The organism is Micromonospora sp. NPDC048905, from assembly GCF_040649655.1.
Classification (GTDB): Bacteria; Actinomycetota; Actinomycetes; order Mycobacteriales; family Micromonosporaceae; genus Micromonospora.
The window spans coordinates 882,454-895,045 of record NZ_JBEZFV010000001.1 but is presented as its reverse complement, the minus strand read 5'-3'; the positions used below and the strand labels follow the sequence as shown (position 1 = coordinate 895,045).

The 12,592-nt window shown below is 72.8% G+C and carries 14 protein-coding genes; 5 read left to right on the top strand and 9 right to left on the bottom strand.

Annotated elements, in window-relative coordinates; translation table 11 throughout:
- Positions 1–58 precede the first annotated feature (58 nt).
- Genes AB0C01_RS04250 through AB0C01_RS04240 form a run of 3 tightly spaced genes read left to right on the top strand, consistent with a single transcriptional unit; the run spans position 59 to position 4,719 of the window.
- Entirely contained in the window at positions 59–919 is an 861-nt protein-coding gene (locus AB0C01_RS04250) for a sulfurtransferase (protein WP_357570186.1), read from the top strand.
- A gap of 48 nt (positions 920–967) precedes the next feature.
- Complete coding sequence (locus AB0C01_RS04245; RefSeq protein ID WP_357570185.1) at positions 968–2,149, top strand: acetoin utilization protein AcuC; 1,182 nt, start codon at positions 968–970, stop codon at positions 2,147–2,149.
- 14 nt (positions 2,150–2,163) lie between these two features.
- Positions 2,164–4,719: a GNAT family N-acetyltransferase gene (locus AB0C01_RS04240; RefSeq protein WP_357570184.1), complete on the top strand. Its 2,556-nt coding sequence runs from the start codon at positions 2,164–2,166 to the stop codon at positions 4,717–4,719.
- A 10-nt stretch (positions 4,720–4,729) separates the two neighbouring features.
- On the opposite strand, the gene AB0C01_RS04235 is transcribed toward AB0C01_RS04240, so the two are convergent.
- The 4 genes from AB0C01_RS04235 to sigB form a co-directional block, all read right to left on the bottom strand.
- Positions 4,730–5,137, bottom strand: coding sequence for a VOC family protein (locus AB0C01_RS04235; protein ID WP_357247570.1), 408 nt, complete (start codon positions 5,135–5,137; stop codon positions 4,730–4,732).
- Positions 5,134–5,640 (bottom strand): SRPBCC family protein, encoded by a 507-nt coding sequence (locus AB0C01_RS04230; protein WP_357570183.1) that lies wholly within the window; start codon positions 5,638–5,640, stop codon positions 5,134–5,136. The genes AB0C01_RS04235 and AB0C01_RS04230 overlap by 4 nt, the downstream gene beginning before the upstream one ends.
- Complete coding sequence (locus AB0C01_RS04225) at positions 5,637–6,017, bottom strand: metalloregulator ArsR/SmtB family transcription factor (RefSeq protein ID WP_357247577.1); 381 nt, start codon at positions 6,015–6,017, stop codon at positions 5,637–5,639. The genes AB0C01_RS04230 and AB0C01_RS04225 overlap by 4 nt, the downstream gene beginning before the upstream one ends.
- Positions 6,018–6,138: 121 nt before the next feature.
- Positions 6,139–7,143: an RNA polymerase sigma factor SigB gene (sigB, locus tag AB0C01_RS04220; protein ID WP_357247580.1), complete on the bottom strand. Its 1,005-nt coding sequence runs from the start codon at positions 7,141–7,143 to the stop codon at positions 6,139–6,141.
- A gap of 241 nt (positions 7,144–7,384) precedes the next feature.
- Here sigB and AB0C01_RS04215 point away from each other — a divergent pair, with 241 nt between their 5' ends.
- Positions 7,385–8,173 (top strand): sporulation protein, encoded by a 789-nt coding sequence (locus tag AB0C01_RS04215; protein ID WP_357570182.1) that lies wholly within the window; start codon positions 7,385–7,387, stop codon positions 8,171–8,173.
- Positions 8,174–8,249: 76 nt separating this feature from the next.
- Here AB0C01_RS04215 and dtd read toward each other — a convergent pair whose 3' ends face one another.
- Genes dtd through AB0C01_RS04200 form a run of 3 tightly spaced genes read right to left on the bottom strand, consistent with a single transcriptional unit; the run spans position 8,250 to position 11,315 of the window.
- Positions 8,250–8,672 (bottom strand): D-aminoacyl-tRNA deacylase, encoded by a 423-nt coding sequence (gene dtd / locus AB0C01_RS04210; protein WP_357247586.1) that lies wholly within the window; start codon positions 8,670–8,672, stop codon positions 8,250–8,252.
- Positions 8,672–10,156, bottom strand: coding sequence for a methyltransferase (locus tag AB0C01_RS04205; protein WP_357570181.1), 1,485 nt, complete (start codon positions 10,154–10,156; stop codon positions 8,672–8,674). The genes dtd and AB0C01_RS04205 overlap by 1 nt, the downstream gene beginning before the upstream one ends.
- A 37-nt stretch (positions 10,157–10,193) precedes the next feature.
- Complete coding sequence (locus AB0C01_RS04200; RefSeq protein ID WP_357570180.1) at positions 10,194–11,315, bottom strand: CPBP family intramembrane glutamic endopeptidase; 1,122 nt, start codon at positions 11,313–11,315, stop codon at positions 10,194–10,196.
- Here AB0C01_RS04200 and AB0C01_RS04195 point away from each other — a divergent pair.
- On the top strand, positions 11,287–11,871 hold the full coding sequence (locus AB0C01_RS04195) for an HhH-GPD-type base excision DNA repair protein (protein ID WP_357247594.1): 585 nt from the start codon (positions 11,287–11,289) through the stop codon (positions 11,869–11,871). The genes AB0C01_RS04200 and AB0C01_RS04195 overlap by 29 nt on opposite strands.
- A 3-nt stretch (positions 11,872–11,874) precedes the next feature.
- On the opposite strand, the gene AB0C01_RS04190 is transcribed toward AB0C01_RS04195, so the two are convergent.
- A complete protein-coding gene (locus AB0C01_RS04190) occupies positions 11,875–12,186 on the bottom strand; it encodes a hypothetical protein (protein ID WP_088951534.1) in 312 nt (103 codons plus the stop codon).
- Between the two features lie 13 nt (positions 12,187–12,199).
- Positions 12,200–12,487, bottom strand: a complete 288-nt coding sequence (locus tag AB0C01_RS04185; protein ID WP_074318059.1) for a hypothetical protein — start codon at positions 12,485–12,487, stop codon at positions 12,200–12,202.
- Between the last annotated feature and the right edge of the window lie 105 nt (positions 12,488–12,592).

The window sequence follows — 12,592 nt, the reverse complement described above, 5'->3', positions numbered from 1 at the left end:
CACCAGCGACCGCCGCCGAGCCGCGTGCCGTCGACGCGAATGGTGTTGGATGGTCGCCATGTCCGGTACCCAGGAGCCGCTGGTCGAGGTCGACCGGCTCGCCGCCGAGCTTGACCAGGATGACCCGCCCACCCTGCTCGACGTTCGCTGGCGGCTCGTCGGCCCACCGGGCCACGACGACTACCTCGCCGGCCACCTGCCCGGCGCGGTCTTCGTCGACCTGGACACCGCGCTCTGCGGGCCGCCCGGAGTCGGCGGCCGGCACCCACTGCCCGACCCGGCCGCGTTGCAGGCCGCGCTGCGGGCCGTCGGCGTCCGCGCCGGTCACCCCGTGGTGGTGTACGACGGCGGCGACGGCCTGGCCGCCGCGCGGGCCTGGTGGACGCTGCGCTGGGCGGGACACCGCCCGGTGCGCCTGCTGCACGGTGGCTATCCAGCCTGGGTCGCCGCCGGCCGGCCCGTCTCCACCGACGCGCCCGCCCCGACTCCCGGTGACGTCGTGGTACGCCCCGGTGATCTCCCGGTCCTCGACGCCGGACAGGCCGCCGAGCTGGCCGCCGCGGACGACGCGGTGCTGCTCGACGTGCGGGCGGCGCCCCGCTACCGGGGTGAGGTCGAGCCGATCGACCCGGTCGCCGGGCACGTGCCGGGTGCCGCGAACCTGCCCGCCGGGGAGTACGTCGGTCCGGACGGGCGCTTCCCGGCCGCCGACGCCCTGCGTGAGCGGTTCGCCGCCGCCGGAGTGACCGGGGCGCGGGCCGTCGGGGCGTACTGCGGCTCCGGGGTTACCGCCGCGCAGGCGGTGCTCGCGCTGCACCTGGCCGGCCGCACCGACGCGGCGCTCTACGTTGGATCGTGGAGCAACTGGGTGGCCGATCCCACGCGCCCGGTCGCCCCCGGGCCGACATCTGCGCGCTGACCAGCGCGTGCGGTGGGTCGGCGACGGTCCTCGTGCGACGATGGGCTCATGTCCGACGACACGGTGGTGGTGTGGGACGAGTCGCTGCTCGCCTACGACATGGGTGACCATCCGCTCGACCCGGTACGGGTGGAGCTGACCGTCGCGCTGGCCCGGGAGCTGGGCATCCTGGATCGGCCCGGGGTGCGGATTGTCAAGCCGGAGCCGGCCGACGACGCCCTGCTCACCCGCGTGCACCACCCGGCCTACCTGGCCGCGGTGCGGGCCGCTCCCCGCGACCCGCTCTTCGCCGGGTACGGGCTGGGCACGTCCGACAACCCGATCTTCGAGGGGATGCACGAGGCCAGCGCGCTGATCACCGGTGCGACGGTGGCGGCCGCCGAGGCGGTCTGGCGCGGTGACGCCCGGCGGGCGGTGAACGTGGCCGGAGGCCTGCACCACGCGATGCCCGCCCGCGCGTCCGGCTTCTGCGTCTACAACGACCCGGCGGTGGCCATCGCCCGCCTGCTCGACCTGGGCGCAGAGCGGGTCGCGTACGTGGACGTCGACGTGCACCACGGCGACGGCGTGCAGCAGATCTTCTGGGACGACCCGCGGGTGCTCACGATCAGCCTGCACGAGACCCCGCTGGCGCTCTTCCCGGGCACGGGTTTCCCGGACGAGACGGGCGGGCCGGGCGCGCAGGGCACCGCTGTCAACATGCCGTTGCCGCCGGGTGTCGACGACACCGGTTGGCAGCGGGCGTTCCACGCGGTCGTGCCGTCGGTGCTGCGCGCGTTCCGGCCGCAGGTGCTGGTCACCCAGTGCGGCGCCGACGGGCACCTGTTGGATCCGCTCGCCGACCTCAACCTGACCGTGGACGGGCAGCGGGCCACCTACCTGGCGATGCGGGCACTCGCCGACGAGTTGTGCGACGGCCGGTGGGTGGCCACCGGCGGCGGTGGGTACGCGCTGGTCGAGGTCGTGCCCCGGGCCTGGAGTCACCTGCTGGCCGTGGCCACCGGTGACCCGATCGACCCGGCCACGCTCACGCCGCCGGGCTGGCGGGACCTGGTCGCCTCCCGTCGTCTGGGCCGGGAGGTGCCGCTGCGGATGACCGACGACGCCGACCCGTCGTACGAGCCGTGGCAGCCGACCGGCGAGCCGAACGCGGTGGACCGGGCGATCGCGGCGACCCGCAAGGCCGTCTTCCCGCTGCTCGGGCTCGATCCACACGATCCGCGGGACTGAGCCGGGCTGTTTCGGTGACGACCGTGGACCAGCCGGTGGACGTGCTGCTCAGCGACGGCAGCACCGTCCAGTTGCGTCCGATCGACCCGGCTGACGCGCCGGGCATCGTGGCGATGCACAGCCGGTTCTCCGAGCGCACCCGCTACCTTCGGTACTTCTCGCCGTACCCCCGCATCCCGGAACGGGACCTGATCCGGTTCGTCACCGTCGACCACCACGACCGGGAGGCGTTCGTGGTGCTGGCCGCCGACCGGATCGTCGCGGTCGGCCGGTACGAGCGGCTCGGCCCGCAGGCGCCGGACGCCGAGGTGGCCTTCGTCGTGGAGGACGCCTACCAGGGCCGGGGCATCGGTTCGGTGCTGATGGAGCACCTGGCCGAGACGGCCCGCCGCAACGACATCATGAGTTTCGTCGCCGAGGTGCTGCCGACCAACGGGACGATGTTGCGGGTCTTCGCCGACTTCGGTTACCAGGTCCAGCGCGAGTACGCCGACGGTGTGGTGCACCTGAGCTTCCCGATCGCGCCCACCGAAGCCACGCTGGAGGTGCAGCGTGGCCGGGAGCACCGCACCGAGGCCCGCTCGATCGCCCGGCTGCTCACCCCCCGGGGCATCGTCGTCTACGGTGCCAGCGCCACCGGCCAGGGTGTCGGCGCGGCGGTGCTCGGGCACCTGCGCGACGGCGGGTTCACCGGCGCGGTGGTGCCGGTGCATCCGAGCGCGTCCACCGTGGCGGGCCTGCCTGCGTACCCGTCGGCGGTCGACGCCGGCACGCCTGTGGACCTGGCGGTGGTGGCGGTCCCGCCGGAGGCGGCGACCGCGGTGGTCGCCGACGCCGCCGCCGCGGGGGTGCACGCGCTGGTGGTCATCTCGGCCGGCTTCGCCGAGGCCGGGGCCGAGGGCGCGGCCACGCAGCGGGCGCTGGTCCGCGCGGCGCACGTCGCCGGCATGCGGGTCGTCGGCCCGAACTGTCTCGGCGTGGCCAACACCGACCCGACGGTACGCCTCAACGCCACCCTCGCCCCGGTACTGCCGCCGCCGGGCCGGGTGGGCATCTTCAGTCAGTCCGGCGCGTTCGGGGTGGCGCTGCTCGCCGAGGCGGACCGGCGTGGCCTCGGGCTGTCCAGCTTCGTGTCGGCCGGCAACCGGGCCGACGTCTCCGGCAACGACCTGCTGCAGTACTGGCAGGACGATCCCGGCACCGACGTGATCATGCTGTACCTGGAGACCTTCGGAAACCCGCGGAAGTTCGCCCGGCTGGCCCGGCGGATCGGCCGTGCCAAACCGGTCGTCGCGCTCGCCTCGCCGGCCCGCCCGGTGGGGATAGGTGACACCGCCGGGCCGGACGAGGTGGCGGTGGCCGCGCTCTTCGCCCAGTCCGGGGTGATCCGGGTGGACACCGTGCCGGAGCTGCTGGACGTGGGCGTGCTGCTGGCCAACCAGCCGTTGCCGGTCGGCGGCCGGGTCGGTGTGGTGGGCAACTCCTCGGCCCTGACCGGCCTGGCCGCCACCGCCTGCGCCGGGCACGGCCTCACGGTGGCCGACGGTTATCCCCGCGACGTCGGGCCGGGCGCCGGTGCCGCCGAGTTCGCCGCCGCTCTCGCCGAGACGGCCAGCGACGACCAGGTGGACGCCCTGGTGGTGGTCTTCGCGCCGCCGCTGCCCGGCCAGCGGACCGAGGTGGACGCCGACGTGACCGCCGCCCTACCGGCGGCCCTCGCGCTGGGCAAGCCGACCGTGGCGACGTTCCTGGTCGGGCGGCTGCCGCCGGGGGTGCCCGCGTACGGGGGAGTGGAGGAGGCGGTGCGCGCCCTCGCCCGGGTGCACCGGTACGCCGAGTGGCTCTGCCGCCCGCCCGGGGTCGTCCCCGAGTTGCCCGGCGTCGACCGGGTCGCCGCGCAGGCCGCGTTCCGCACCGACGCCACCGACCCCGGTGCGCTGCTGTCCGCGTACGGGATCGACGTGGTGGCGTCGGTGCCCGTCGACTCGGCCGACGCGGCGGTCGACGCGGCGGCGCTGCTGGGCTATCCGGTGGCGCTCAAGGCGGCTGCCCCCGGCCTGCGGCACCGGCTCGACCTCGGCGCGGTCCGGCTCGACCTGCCCGACGAGATGGCTCTCCGGCGGGCGTACACCGAGCTGGCCGCGGCCTTCGGCGCGGACGTACTGGTCCAGCCGATGGTGCCGCCCGGGGTGGCGTGCGTGGTGGAGTTGGTGGAGGACCCGGCGTTCGGGCCGGTGGTCGGTTTCGGTCTCGGTGGGGTCGCCACCGAGTTGCTGGGCGACCGGGCCTGGCGGGCGGTGCCGTTGACCGACACCGACGCGGCCGAGCTGGTCGACGAGCCCCGGGCCGCGCCGCTGCTGCGTGGGCACCGGGGTGCCGCGCCGGTCGACCGGGCGGCCCTGGCCGACCTGTTGCTGCGGGTGGGGCAGCTCGCCGACGAGCAGCCCCGCGTGCGGTCGCTGACCCTCAATCCGGTGCTCGCCCGCCCGGACGGCATCGCGGTCCTGCACGCCCAGGTCCGGGTGGGCGGCGTGGCCGCCCGCCCGGACACCGGCCCCCGCCGCCTCTGACGGTGCCTGGTCAGGGCCGGCTGGAGATCTGTTGGACGCCCCAGGTGTTGCCGTCCGGGTCGGCGAAGAAGACGAAACCGACGTTGTCCAGTGGGTCCGGCACCGGTCGCGGGTTCTGTCCCACCACCTGGATCTCGCTGACCTCCACACCCCGCTCGACCAGCTCGGCGTGGGCCCGCTTCAGGTCGGGCACCACCAGTTGCAGGCCCCGGAGCGAGCCCGGCGGCATGTCCGGGACGACCCCCTTGCCGATCACGATCGAGCAACCCGAGCCGGGTGGGGTCAGCTGCACGATCCGCGCGTCGTCATTGATCACGGTGTCGTGGTCAACGGTGAAGCCGAGCTGGTCGGCGTAGAACTTCTTCGCCCGGTCCAGATCGGAGACCGGCACGATCACCACTTCCAGCGTCCAGTTCATGGTTGCACCCCTCGTGTCGTCGTTGTGGAACGCAACAGGTCGGCGAGCCGCCTGAAGCTCTGCCCGACCCCCCGCGCCATCGGGTAGCGCAGCACGGTGTCCCGCCCCTGCGCGGTGGCGTAGAGCAGCGTGGTGGTGACTGTCGTTCGTCCGGCCACCTCGGTGAACTCGTGGCTGACAAGCGTCTCGCCCGGGTAGGACTGGTCGTCGAAGAGCTCGGTGCTGACCAGTCGGTGCGGCGGCTCGACCTGTCGATAGACCCCAGCCTGGACCATCCGGGTGCCCTCCGGGCCCTGCGACACGAACCGCCACCGCCCGCCGACCCGCAGGTCGACGTCGCACTCCGCCAGCTTCCAGCCGTGTGCGCCGTACCACCGGACCAGCAGCTCGGGTCGGGTGAAGGCGGCGAACACCAGCCGCGCCGGCGCCTCGAACAGCCGACTCAGCACGATCTCCCGGTCGCCCGGGGTGTGCACGACGAGCGGATTGTCGACGTTTGTCACTCGCCCGTTCCGTCCGGTCCGGCGGGCCGACGCGCGGTGTCGGTGCGGTCGACGGACTGGAGTTCGTCGAGCAGAGCGTCGAGGCGTTGGTAGCTCTGCGCCCAGTAGTCGCGGTAGTCGGCGAGCCAGGCCGTCGCCTCGCGCAGTGGCCGGGCCTCCAGACGGCACGGTCGGCGCTGGGCGTCCCGCCCCCGGCTGACGAGGCCAGCGCGTTCCAGCACCCGGAGGTGCTTGGAGATGGCCGGCTGGCTCATCTCGAAGGGTGCTGCCAGCTCCGTCACGGTCGCCTCCCCGGCCGCGAGCCGGGCGAGGATGGCCCGGCGGGTCGGGTCGGCCAGCGCCGCGAAGGTCGCGTCCAACAGCTCCGTGCTCGGCACTTATAACCTCCTGGTTTTATAACCAGTTGGTTTGTATCGCGGACGGGCGCCTTCGTCAAGCACCACCGCAGCACGGAAGGCCCCGGCGAACCGCCAGGGCCTTCCGTGGGAACCGGTGGTGTCAGCAGGCGTACGCCTCCAGGCGCTGCGCCCGCTCCGGGGCACGCAGCTTCAGCAGCGTCACCTTCTCGATCTGCCGGATCCGCTCCCGGGACAGGCCGAACTCCCGGCCGACCTCGTCGAGCGTGCGCTGCCGGCCATCGTCCAGGCCGAACCGCAACCGGATGACCGCCTGCTCCCGCTGGGACAGGGTGGCCAGCACGATGCTGACCTCGTTGCGCAGCTCGCCCTGGGCGGCGGCGTCGCCCGGCTCGGTGCGCGGGTCCACCGAGGCCACGAAGTCGCCGAGCGCGCTCTCCCCGTCGTCGCCGACGGCCTGGTCCAGGCTGACCGGCTCCCGGTCGTAGGAGATCAGCTCGATGACCTGGATCTCGGGCACCTCCAGGGCGCGGGCCACCTCGGCGACCGTGGGCTCGCGGCCCAGTGTCACGGCCAGCTCGCGGCGGGCGCGGACCATCCGGTTGACCTGCTCGACCATGTGCACCGGGATGCGGATGGTGCGGGCCTGGTCGGCCATCGCGCGGGTGATCGCCTGCCGGATCCACCAGGTGGCGTACGTGGAGAACTTGTAGCCCTTGGCGTAGTCGAACTTCTCCACCGCCCGGATCAGGCCGAGGTTGCCCTCCTGGATCAGGTCGAGAAACGCCATCCCGCGGCCGGTGTAGCGCTTGGCGATGCTGACCACCAGCCGCAGGTTCGCCTCCAACAGATGGTCCTTGGCCGCCCGGCCCTCCGCGACGACGAGTTGCAGGTCGGCCCGCAGCTCCTCGGAGACCGGGGTGCAGGTGGCCAGCTTCTCGTCCGCGAACAGGCCGGCCTCGATCCGCCGGGCCAGGTCGACCTCCTGCGCGGCGGTCAGCAGCTTGGTCCGGCCGATCCCGTTGAGATACGCCCGGACCAGGTCGGTCGAGATGCCACGCTCGTCGGTGGCGTCCAGGTCGGTGAGGACCTCGGAGGTCCCGTCGGTGTCGGTCGTGGTGGCCGGGCGGGTTCGGTGTTCCGTCATCTGCAGGACCATCTCTGTCTCTCCCCGTTTTCCACGTCTATGCCGTGTCTCCGGCCCAGTGGTGCCGGTGTGAGACACAGCTTGGCGGGCAGGGCGTAAAACGGGAGTGAGGCGATCGTGCACCCGACAGGAATTGCGTCAGATCGTTGTGTGGAGTGTCGACCCGGTCCGTGGTTGCCCGGCCCAGCTACGTTGCGGACGGTCGGCACCTCGGTCGGCACGGACACAGTTGGAGGACGGCGTGGTCTTCAAGCGGCTCATGAAGGCGATGGGGGTCGGCGGCCCGTCGGTGGAGACGGTGCTGGCCAACCCGAACTGCCGCCCGGGCGGGCAGTTGGAGGGCCGGATCCAGGTGGTCGGCGGTGACCACCAGGTCGACATCGACCACGTCGCCCTCGGCCTGGTCACCCGGGTCGAGGTCGAGAGCGGCGACAACGACTACGACACCACGCAGGAGTTCCACCGTCAGCAGGTCACCGGCGCGTTCCGGCTGGAGCCGGGGCAGCGCCACGACATCCCGTTCCGGTTCGGCGTGCCGTGGGAGACACCGGTCACCGAGCTGTACGGGCAACACCTGCACGGAATGACGATGGGGCTGCGTACCGAGTTGGAGGTTGCCCGCGCGGTCGACAAGGGCGACCTGGACGCGGTGTCGGTGCACCCGCTGCCCGCTCAGGAGCGACTACTGGACGCGCTGCTGCGGCTGGGTTTCCGGTTCGCGCGTGCCGATGTGGAGCGTGGACACATCTACGGCGTACGACAGACGTTGCCGTTCTATCAGGAGATCGAGTTCGGCCCGGCGCCGCAGTACGCCCGCTCGATCAACCAGTTGGAGGTCACCTTCATCGCCGACGCCCAGCAGATGCAGGTCGTGCTGGAGGTCGACAAGCGCGGTGGGGTCTTCACCGAGGGACGAGACGCCTTCGGCCGGTTCACCGTCGACCACGCCACCGTCGACCGCACCGACTGGACCACCGAACTCGACAACTGGCTCCGCCAGTCCCTGTCCCGCCGAGGCCTCTTCTCCTAACCCACCGTGGTGATCAAGAGGTTTGCGTCATTTCGAGCCCGGATCCTGACGCGAACCTCTTGATCACCGCTGCTGGTCAGAGGTCTAGGAGGAGGGTTCGGGGGCCGATGTTTGTGCTTTCCACGAGCATGTGGGTGCGGAAGCGGCCGGTTTCCACCTTTGCGCCTCGCTGGCGCAGGGCGTCGACCACCGCGTTCACCAGTGGTTCGGCCACCTCGGCGGGGGCGGCTGCCGTCCAGGTGGGACGGCGGCCCTTGCGCGCGTCGCCGTAGAGGGTGAACTGGCTGACCACCAGGATCGGCGCGCCGGTGTCGGCGGCGGACCGTTCGTCGTCCAGGATGCGCAACTCGTGCACCTTGCGGGCCATCGTCTGAGCGGTCTCCGCGGTGTCGGTGTGGGTCACTCCGAGCAGCACCAGCAGTCCGTTCTCGATCGCGCCGACCACCTCGCCGTCCACGGTCACGCTGGCCCGCCCGACGGTCTGCACCACCGCACGCATCAGGCGGTCACCGGCTCGATGAACCCGCGCTCCACCAGGTGCGCCACGATCGGGCCGGCGGCCTCGGCCATCTCGTCGGGTTCGACGTCGTGCGCGGCGGCGAGCAGGGCGAGCTGGTCCCGCAGCGGCAGCCGCCCGTCGGCCCCACCGACCAGCGCCAGCACCAGCGGGTCGATCTCCTCGGTCCAGCGCAGGCCGTGCGGCATCGCCAGGACCTGCCGGTCCACCGCCCAGCCCTCATCACCCATGGTGGCCTCCTGTCGCAGTTGGAGGCCCTCGGCGGCCCGGTAGCGCTCGGCGAGCAACGCCTCGGTGTCGCGTACCCGGAGAAAGTCCTGGCGGTCGAACCAGGCGGCGACCTGGTCGCCAAACGGTGGCTGCACCCGCTGACGCAGGTCCTCCACCCGGACCACCGGGTCGGCGTGTCCGCCCCGGCGCAGCGACACGATGCCGAAGCCGATGCCCTCCACCTTGTGCGCGTCGAACCAGTCCAGCCAGGCGGCCATCCGCTGCGGGTCGGCGGTCTCGCCGACGTCGGTGAGCCACAGGTCGACGTACGCCATCGGGTCGGCCACCTCGCGCTGGATCACCCAGGCGTCCAGGCCCGTCCCCGCGAACCAGCCGGCCACCCGCTCGTCCCACTCCTCGCCGGCGACGTGCACCCAGTTCGCCAGGTACTGCATGGTGCCGCCCTCGGTGAGCAGGCCCGGGGCGGCGGCGGCCAGCTCGGCGCCGATCGCGTCACCGACCCGGCCGGAGTCGCGGTACACGTGCGTGGTGGTGCCCGGGCCGACCACGAACGGCGGGTTGCTCACCACCAGGTCGAACCGCCGACCGGCCACCGGGGCGACCAGGTCGCCGCGGAGCAGCTCCCAGTCCTGGCCGTTGAGGGCGGCGGTGGTCGCGGCGAAGCGCAGCGCCCGCTCGGAGAGGTCGGTGGCGGTCACCGACCGGGCGTGGGTGGCCAGGTGCAGGGCCTGGACGCCGGAGCCGGTGCCCAGGTCCAGTGCGGTGTCGACCTGCCGGCGCATGGTCGCGCCGATCAGGGTGTGGGTCGCCCCGCCGACGCCGAGGACGTGCTCGGCGTGCAACGGGCGGCCCGGCCGGGCGCTGGTCGGCAGGTCGGCGAGCACCCACCAGGCCTCGCCGTACGGCTCCAGGTCGACACCGGCGCGCAGACCGTCGCCGTACCGTTCGACCAGCCCGCCGGCCAACGCCTCGTCCAGGCCCAACGGTGCCAGCGCGGCGGCCACCGCGGCCTCCGGCTCGGTCCGGTCGCAGATGAACACCCGGATCAGGGTGCCCAGCGGGTCGCCGTCCTCGGTGGCGCGCAGCGCGGCCCGGTAGTCGTTACGGGCGACCGCGGCTGTCGCCTGGGCGCCCAGCCGCTCGGCGATGCCCTGGCTGGTGAACCCGGTTCCGGTCAGCGCGGCCCGCAGCGCGTCGACACCGGCGGGGGAGAGCAGCATGTCGTGTTCGTCCACCCCGACATCCTGCCTGCCGTCGCGGAGGAAGCCAGCATCACCCGCGAGATTCGACCCCGACGCCCGGCAGCCTCGGCTCCGCACCGGCCGGGGCCGAGGGCTCGCCGGGCACCGCCACGACCAGGGCCGGCGGTACGACTGTCGCCACCCCCCGACGCGCGGCCAACCGGTCGACGACCAGGGCGTACGCCGACAGGGCCAACACGTCGACGACGATGACCTGCCACGGGGCGTCGGCCATCGTCTCGTCGGCGCTGAGCCCGCCGAACGCCGCCGCCAGGGTGAAGGCGAACAGATTGTTCACCACGTGCAGCGCGATCGCGGCCTCGAGCCCGCCGGTTCGCACCGTCAGCCAGCCGAACAACACGCCCATGAAGGCCAGGTCCAGGAAACCCCAGCCGCTGCCCCAGCCGTGCGCGGCGGCGAAGAGCACCGCCTGGAGGGCGATCCCGGGCCAGGGCGTGCGCAGGTACGCGCCGACGGCCTGCAACAGCCAGCCGCGGAAGGCGTACTCCTCCGCGGCGGCCTGGAACGGCACCAGCAGGAGGATCATCAGCAGCCCGGCGGCGAATTCCGGCCAACCCACCCACGTGTCCGGGGCGGGTATCGCGCTCTCGCCGGTCAGATCGAGCAGGAGTCCCGCGCCGACCAGCATGACGATGATCAGCGGTGTGGCGATCAGCAGGCAGCGGCCGAGCCAGCCCCACCGCAGCCGGCCGAGCACCGAGGAGAGCGTGCCGGCGGGTCGGCGCTGCACGAGCCAGGCGGCGCCGAGCAGCAGTGGGAGCAGCAGTGCCAGCGAGGCGATCAGCAGCGCGGTGTCCGGAATCGGGCCGAAGGTCGGCAGCCCGTCGGCGCCGTACGGGCGGTCGGTGAGTTCGGCCACGACGGCGGCGACGCCGAAGAGCAGGCAGACGATCACCAGCGCCGCGGCGACCAGCGCGAGGGTGCCGACGACGGGTTGCCACCAGCGGTGCCGGTCGGTGCGGCCGAGCCGGTGGTACGGGGATCCGGGCGGGGCGGTCCGAAGCATGTCGTCGAGCGTGGCAGACGGACGCCATCTGTCGTGCGCCCATCTGTCGTGCACGGTCGGAGCGTCGGTGTCCGCCCGGCCGGGTGGGCCGGGCAGGATGGTCGGCATGACGCTCGTGCTGCCCATCGACCCGGAGGCCAACCGTCTGCTGGAGCGCAGCCCGCTGGCCCTGCTCCTCGGCATGGTCCTGGACCAACAGATTCCGATGGAGAAGGCATTCTCCTCGCCGTACGTGCTGAGGCAGCGGCTCGGCCACGACCTGGACGCGGCGGAGCTGGCCGGGTACGACGCGGAGGCCCTGGTCGCGATCTTCGCCCAGCCGCCGGCGCTGCACCGGTTCCCGAAGGCGATGGCGGCCCGGGTGCAGGAGGTCTGCCAGGTGCTGGTGGAGCGCTACGACGGTGACGCGGCCCTGCTGTGGGCCGAGGTCGCCGACGGGCCGGAGCTGCTGCGGCGGGTCTCCGCGCTGCCCGGCTTCGGCAGGCAGAAGGCGCAGATCTTCGTTGCCCTGCTCGGCAAGCGCTTCGGGGTGACCCCGCAGGACTGGCGGAAGGCGGCCGGAGACTACGGCGACCCCGGTGCGTACCGGTCGGTGGCCGACGTCACCGACGTCGACTCGCTGAGCCGGGTGCGGGAGTTCAAGCAGCAGATGAAGGCGGCGGCGAAGGCTGCGCGGGGCTGACGCTCAGGCGGCGGTGGGGTGTGCCAGGGAGGCCAGCGCCCGCCGGACGTCGGCCAGCGAGACGGTCGCGGAGTCGTCCAGGTCGGCGAGGCCGGCCTCGATCCACTGGCGCATCAGCGTGGTGACCCCGATGCCGCGGGCGTCGGCGGCGGCCCGCACCCGCTCGTAGGTCTCCAGCGGCAGCCGGACCGACCGGCTCACCATCGGCACGTCGGTGTCGGGGGCGGGGAGGTCGACCCCCGGGCCCTCGTCGATCAGCTCGGCGATCCGGTCGTCGCCGCTGTGGAACTGCTTGGTCGCGTCGTTTCGGTGCATCGTCACGGCCTCCTCATCGGCGAGATCTCCGCACGGCCTCGTCGTAGCGCTTGGACTCGACGTCGCTCAACTCGCGGGCGGAGAGGATGTCCCAGTCGTTGTCGGTGCCATCGGCCTCGGCGAGCAGCACCGCCAGTCGGCGGCCCCGACGGGCGGCGGCGTAGACCACCATGACGTCGTCGCCCAGGTGACGAATGACCCGTCGGGCGCTGTGCAGCGCCTCCCAGACTTCCCCGGGCGTGACGTCGTAGACCCTCAGGTTGGCCAACGCCTCGTCGGTGAAGCTGAACCTGCTGCCCACGTCGCGGAGCGTACCACGGGCGTAACACGCATGGGGATGAGTCGAATTTCGCTGATCACGGCCTCGCGGTGACAGGATGAGGCGTAATCCCCTCGAGGAGGTCCC

Coding starts and splice junctions, on each gene's coding strand:
- AB0C01_RS04200 (WP_357570180.1), bottom strand. CDS start 11,315: ATGGGCAGCACGAGCGTCATGCCGACCATCCTGCCCGGCCCACCCGGC.
- AB0C01_RS04195 (WP_357247594.1), top strand. CDS start 11,287: ATGGTCGGCATGACGCTCGTGCTGCCCATCGACCCGGAGGCCAACCGT.
- AB0C01_RS04245 (WP_357570185.1), top strand. CDS start 968: ATGTCCGACGACACGGTGGTGGTGTGGGACGAGTCGCTGCTCGCCTAC.
- AB0C01_RS04250 (WP_357570186.1), top strand. CDS start 59: ATGTCCGGTACCCAGGAGCCGCTGGTCGAGGTCGACCGGCTCGCCGCC.
- sigB (WP_357247580.1), bottom strand. CDS start 7,143: ATGACGGAACACCGAACCCGCCCGGCCACCACGACCGACACCGACGGG.
- AB0C01_RS04190 (WP_088951534.1), bottom strand. CDS start 12,186: ATGCACCGAAACGACGCGACCAAGCAGTTCCACAGCGGCGACGACCGG.
- dtd (WP_357247586.1), bottom strand. CDS start 8,672: ATGCGTGCGGTGGTGCAGACCGTCGGGCGGGCCAGCGTGACCGTGGAC.
- AB0C01_RS04235 (WP_357247570.1), bottom strand. CDS start 5,137: ATGAACTGGACGCTGGAAGTGGTGATCGTGCCGGTCTCCGATCTGGAC.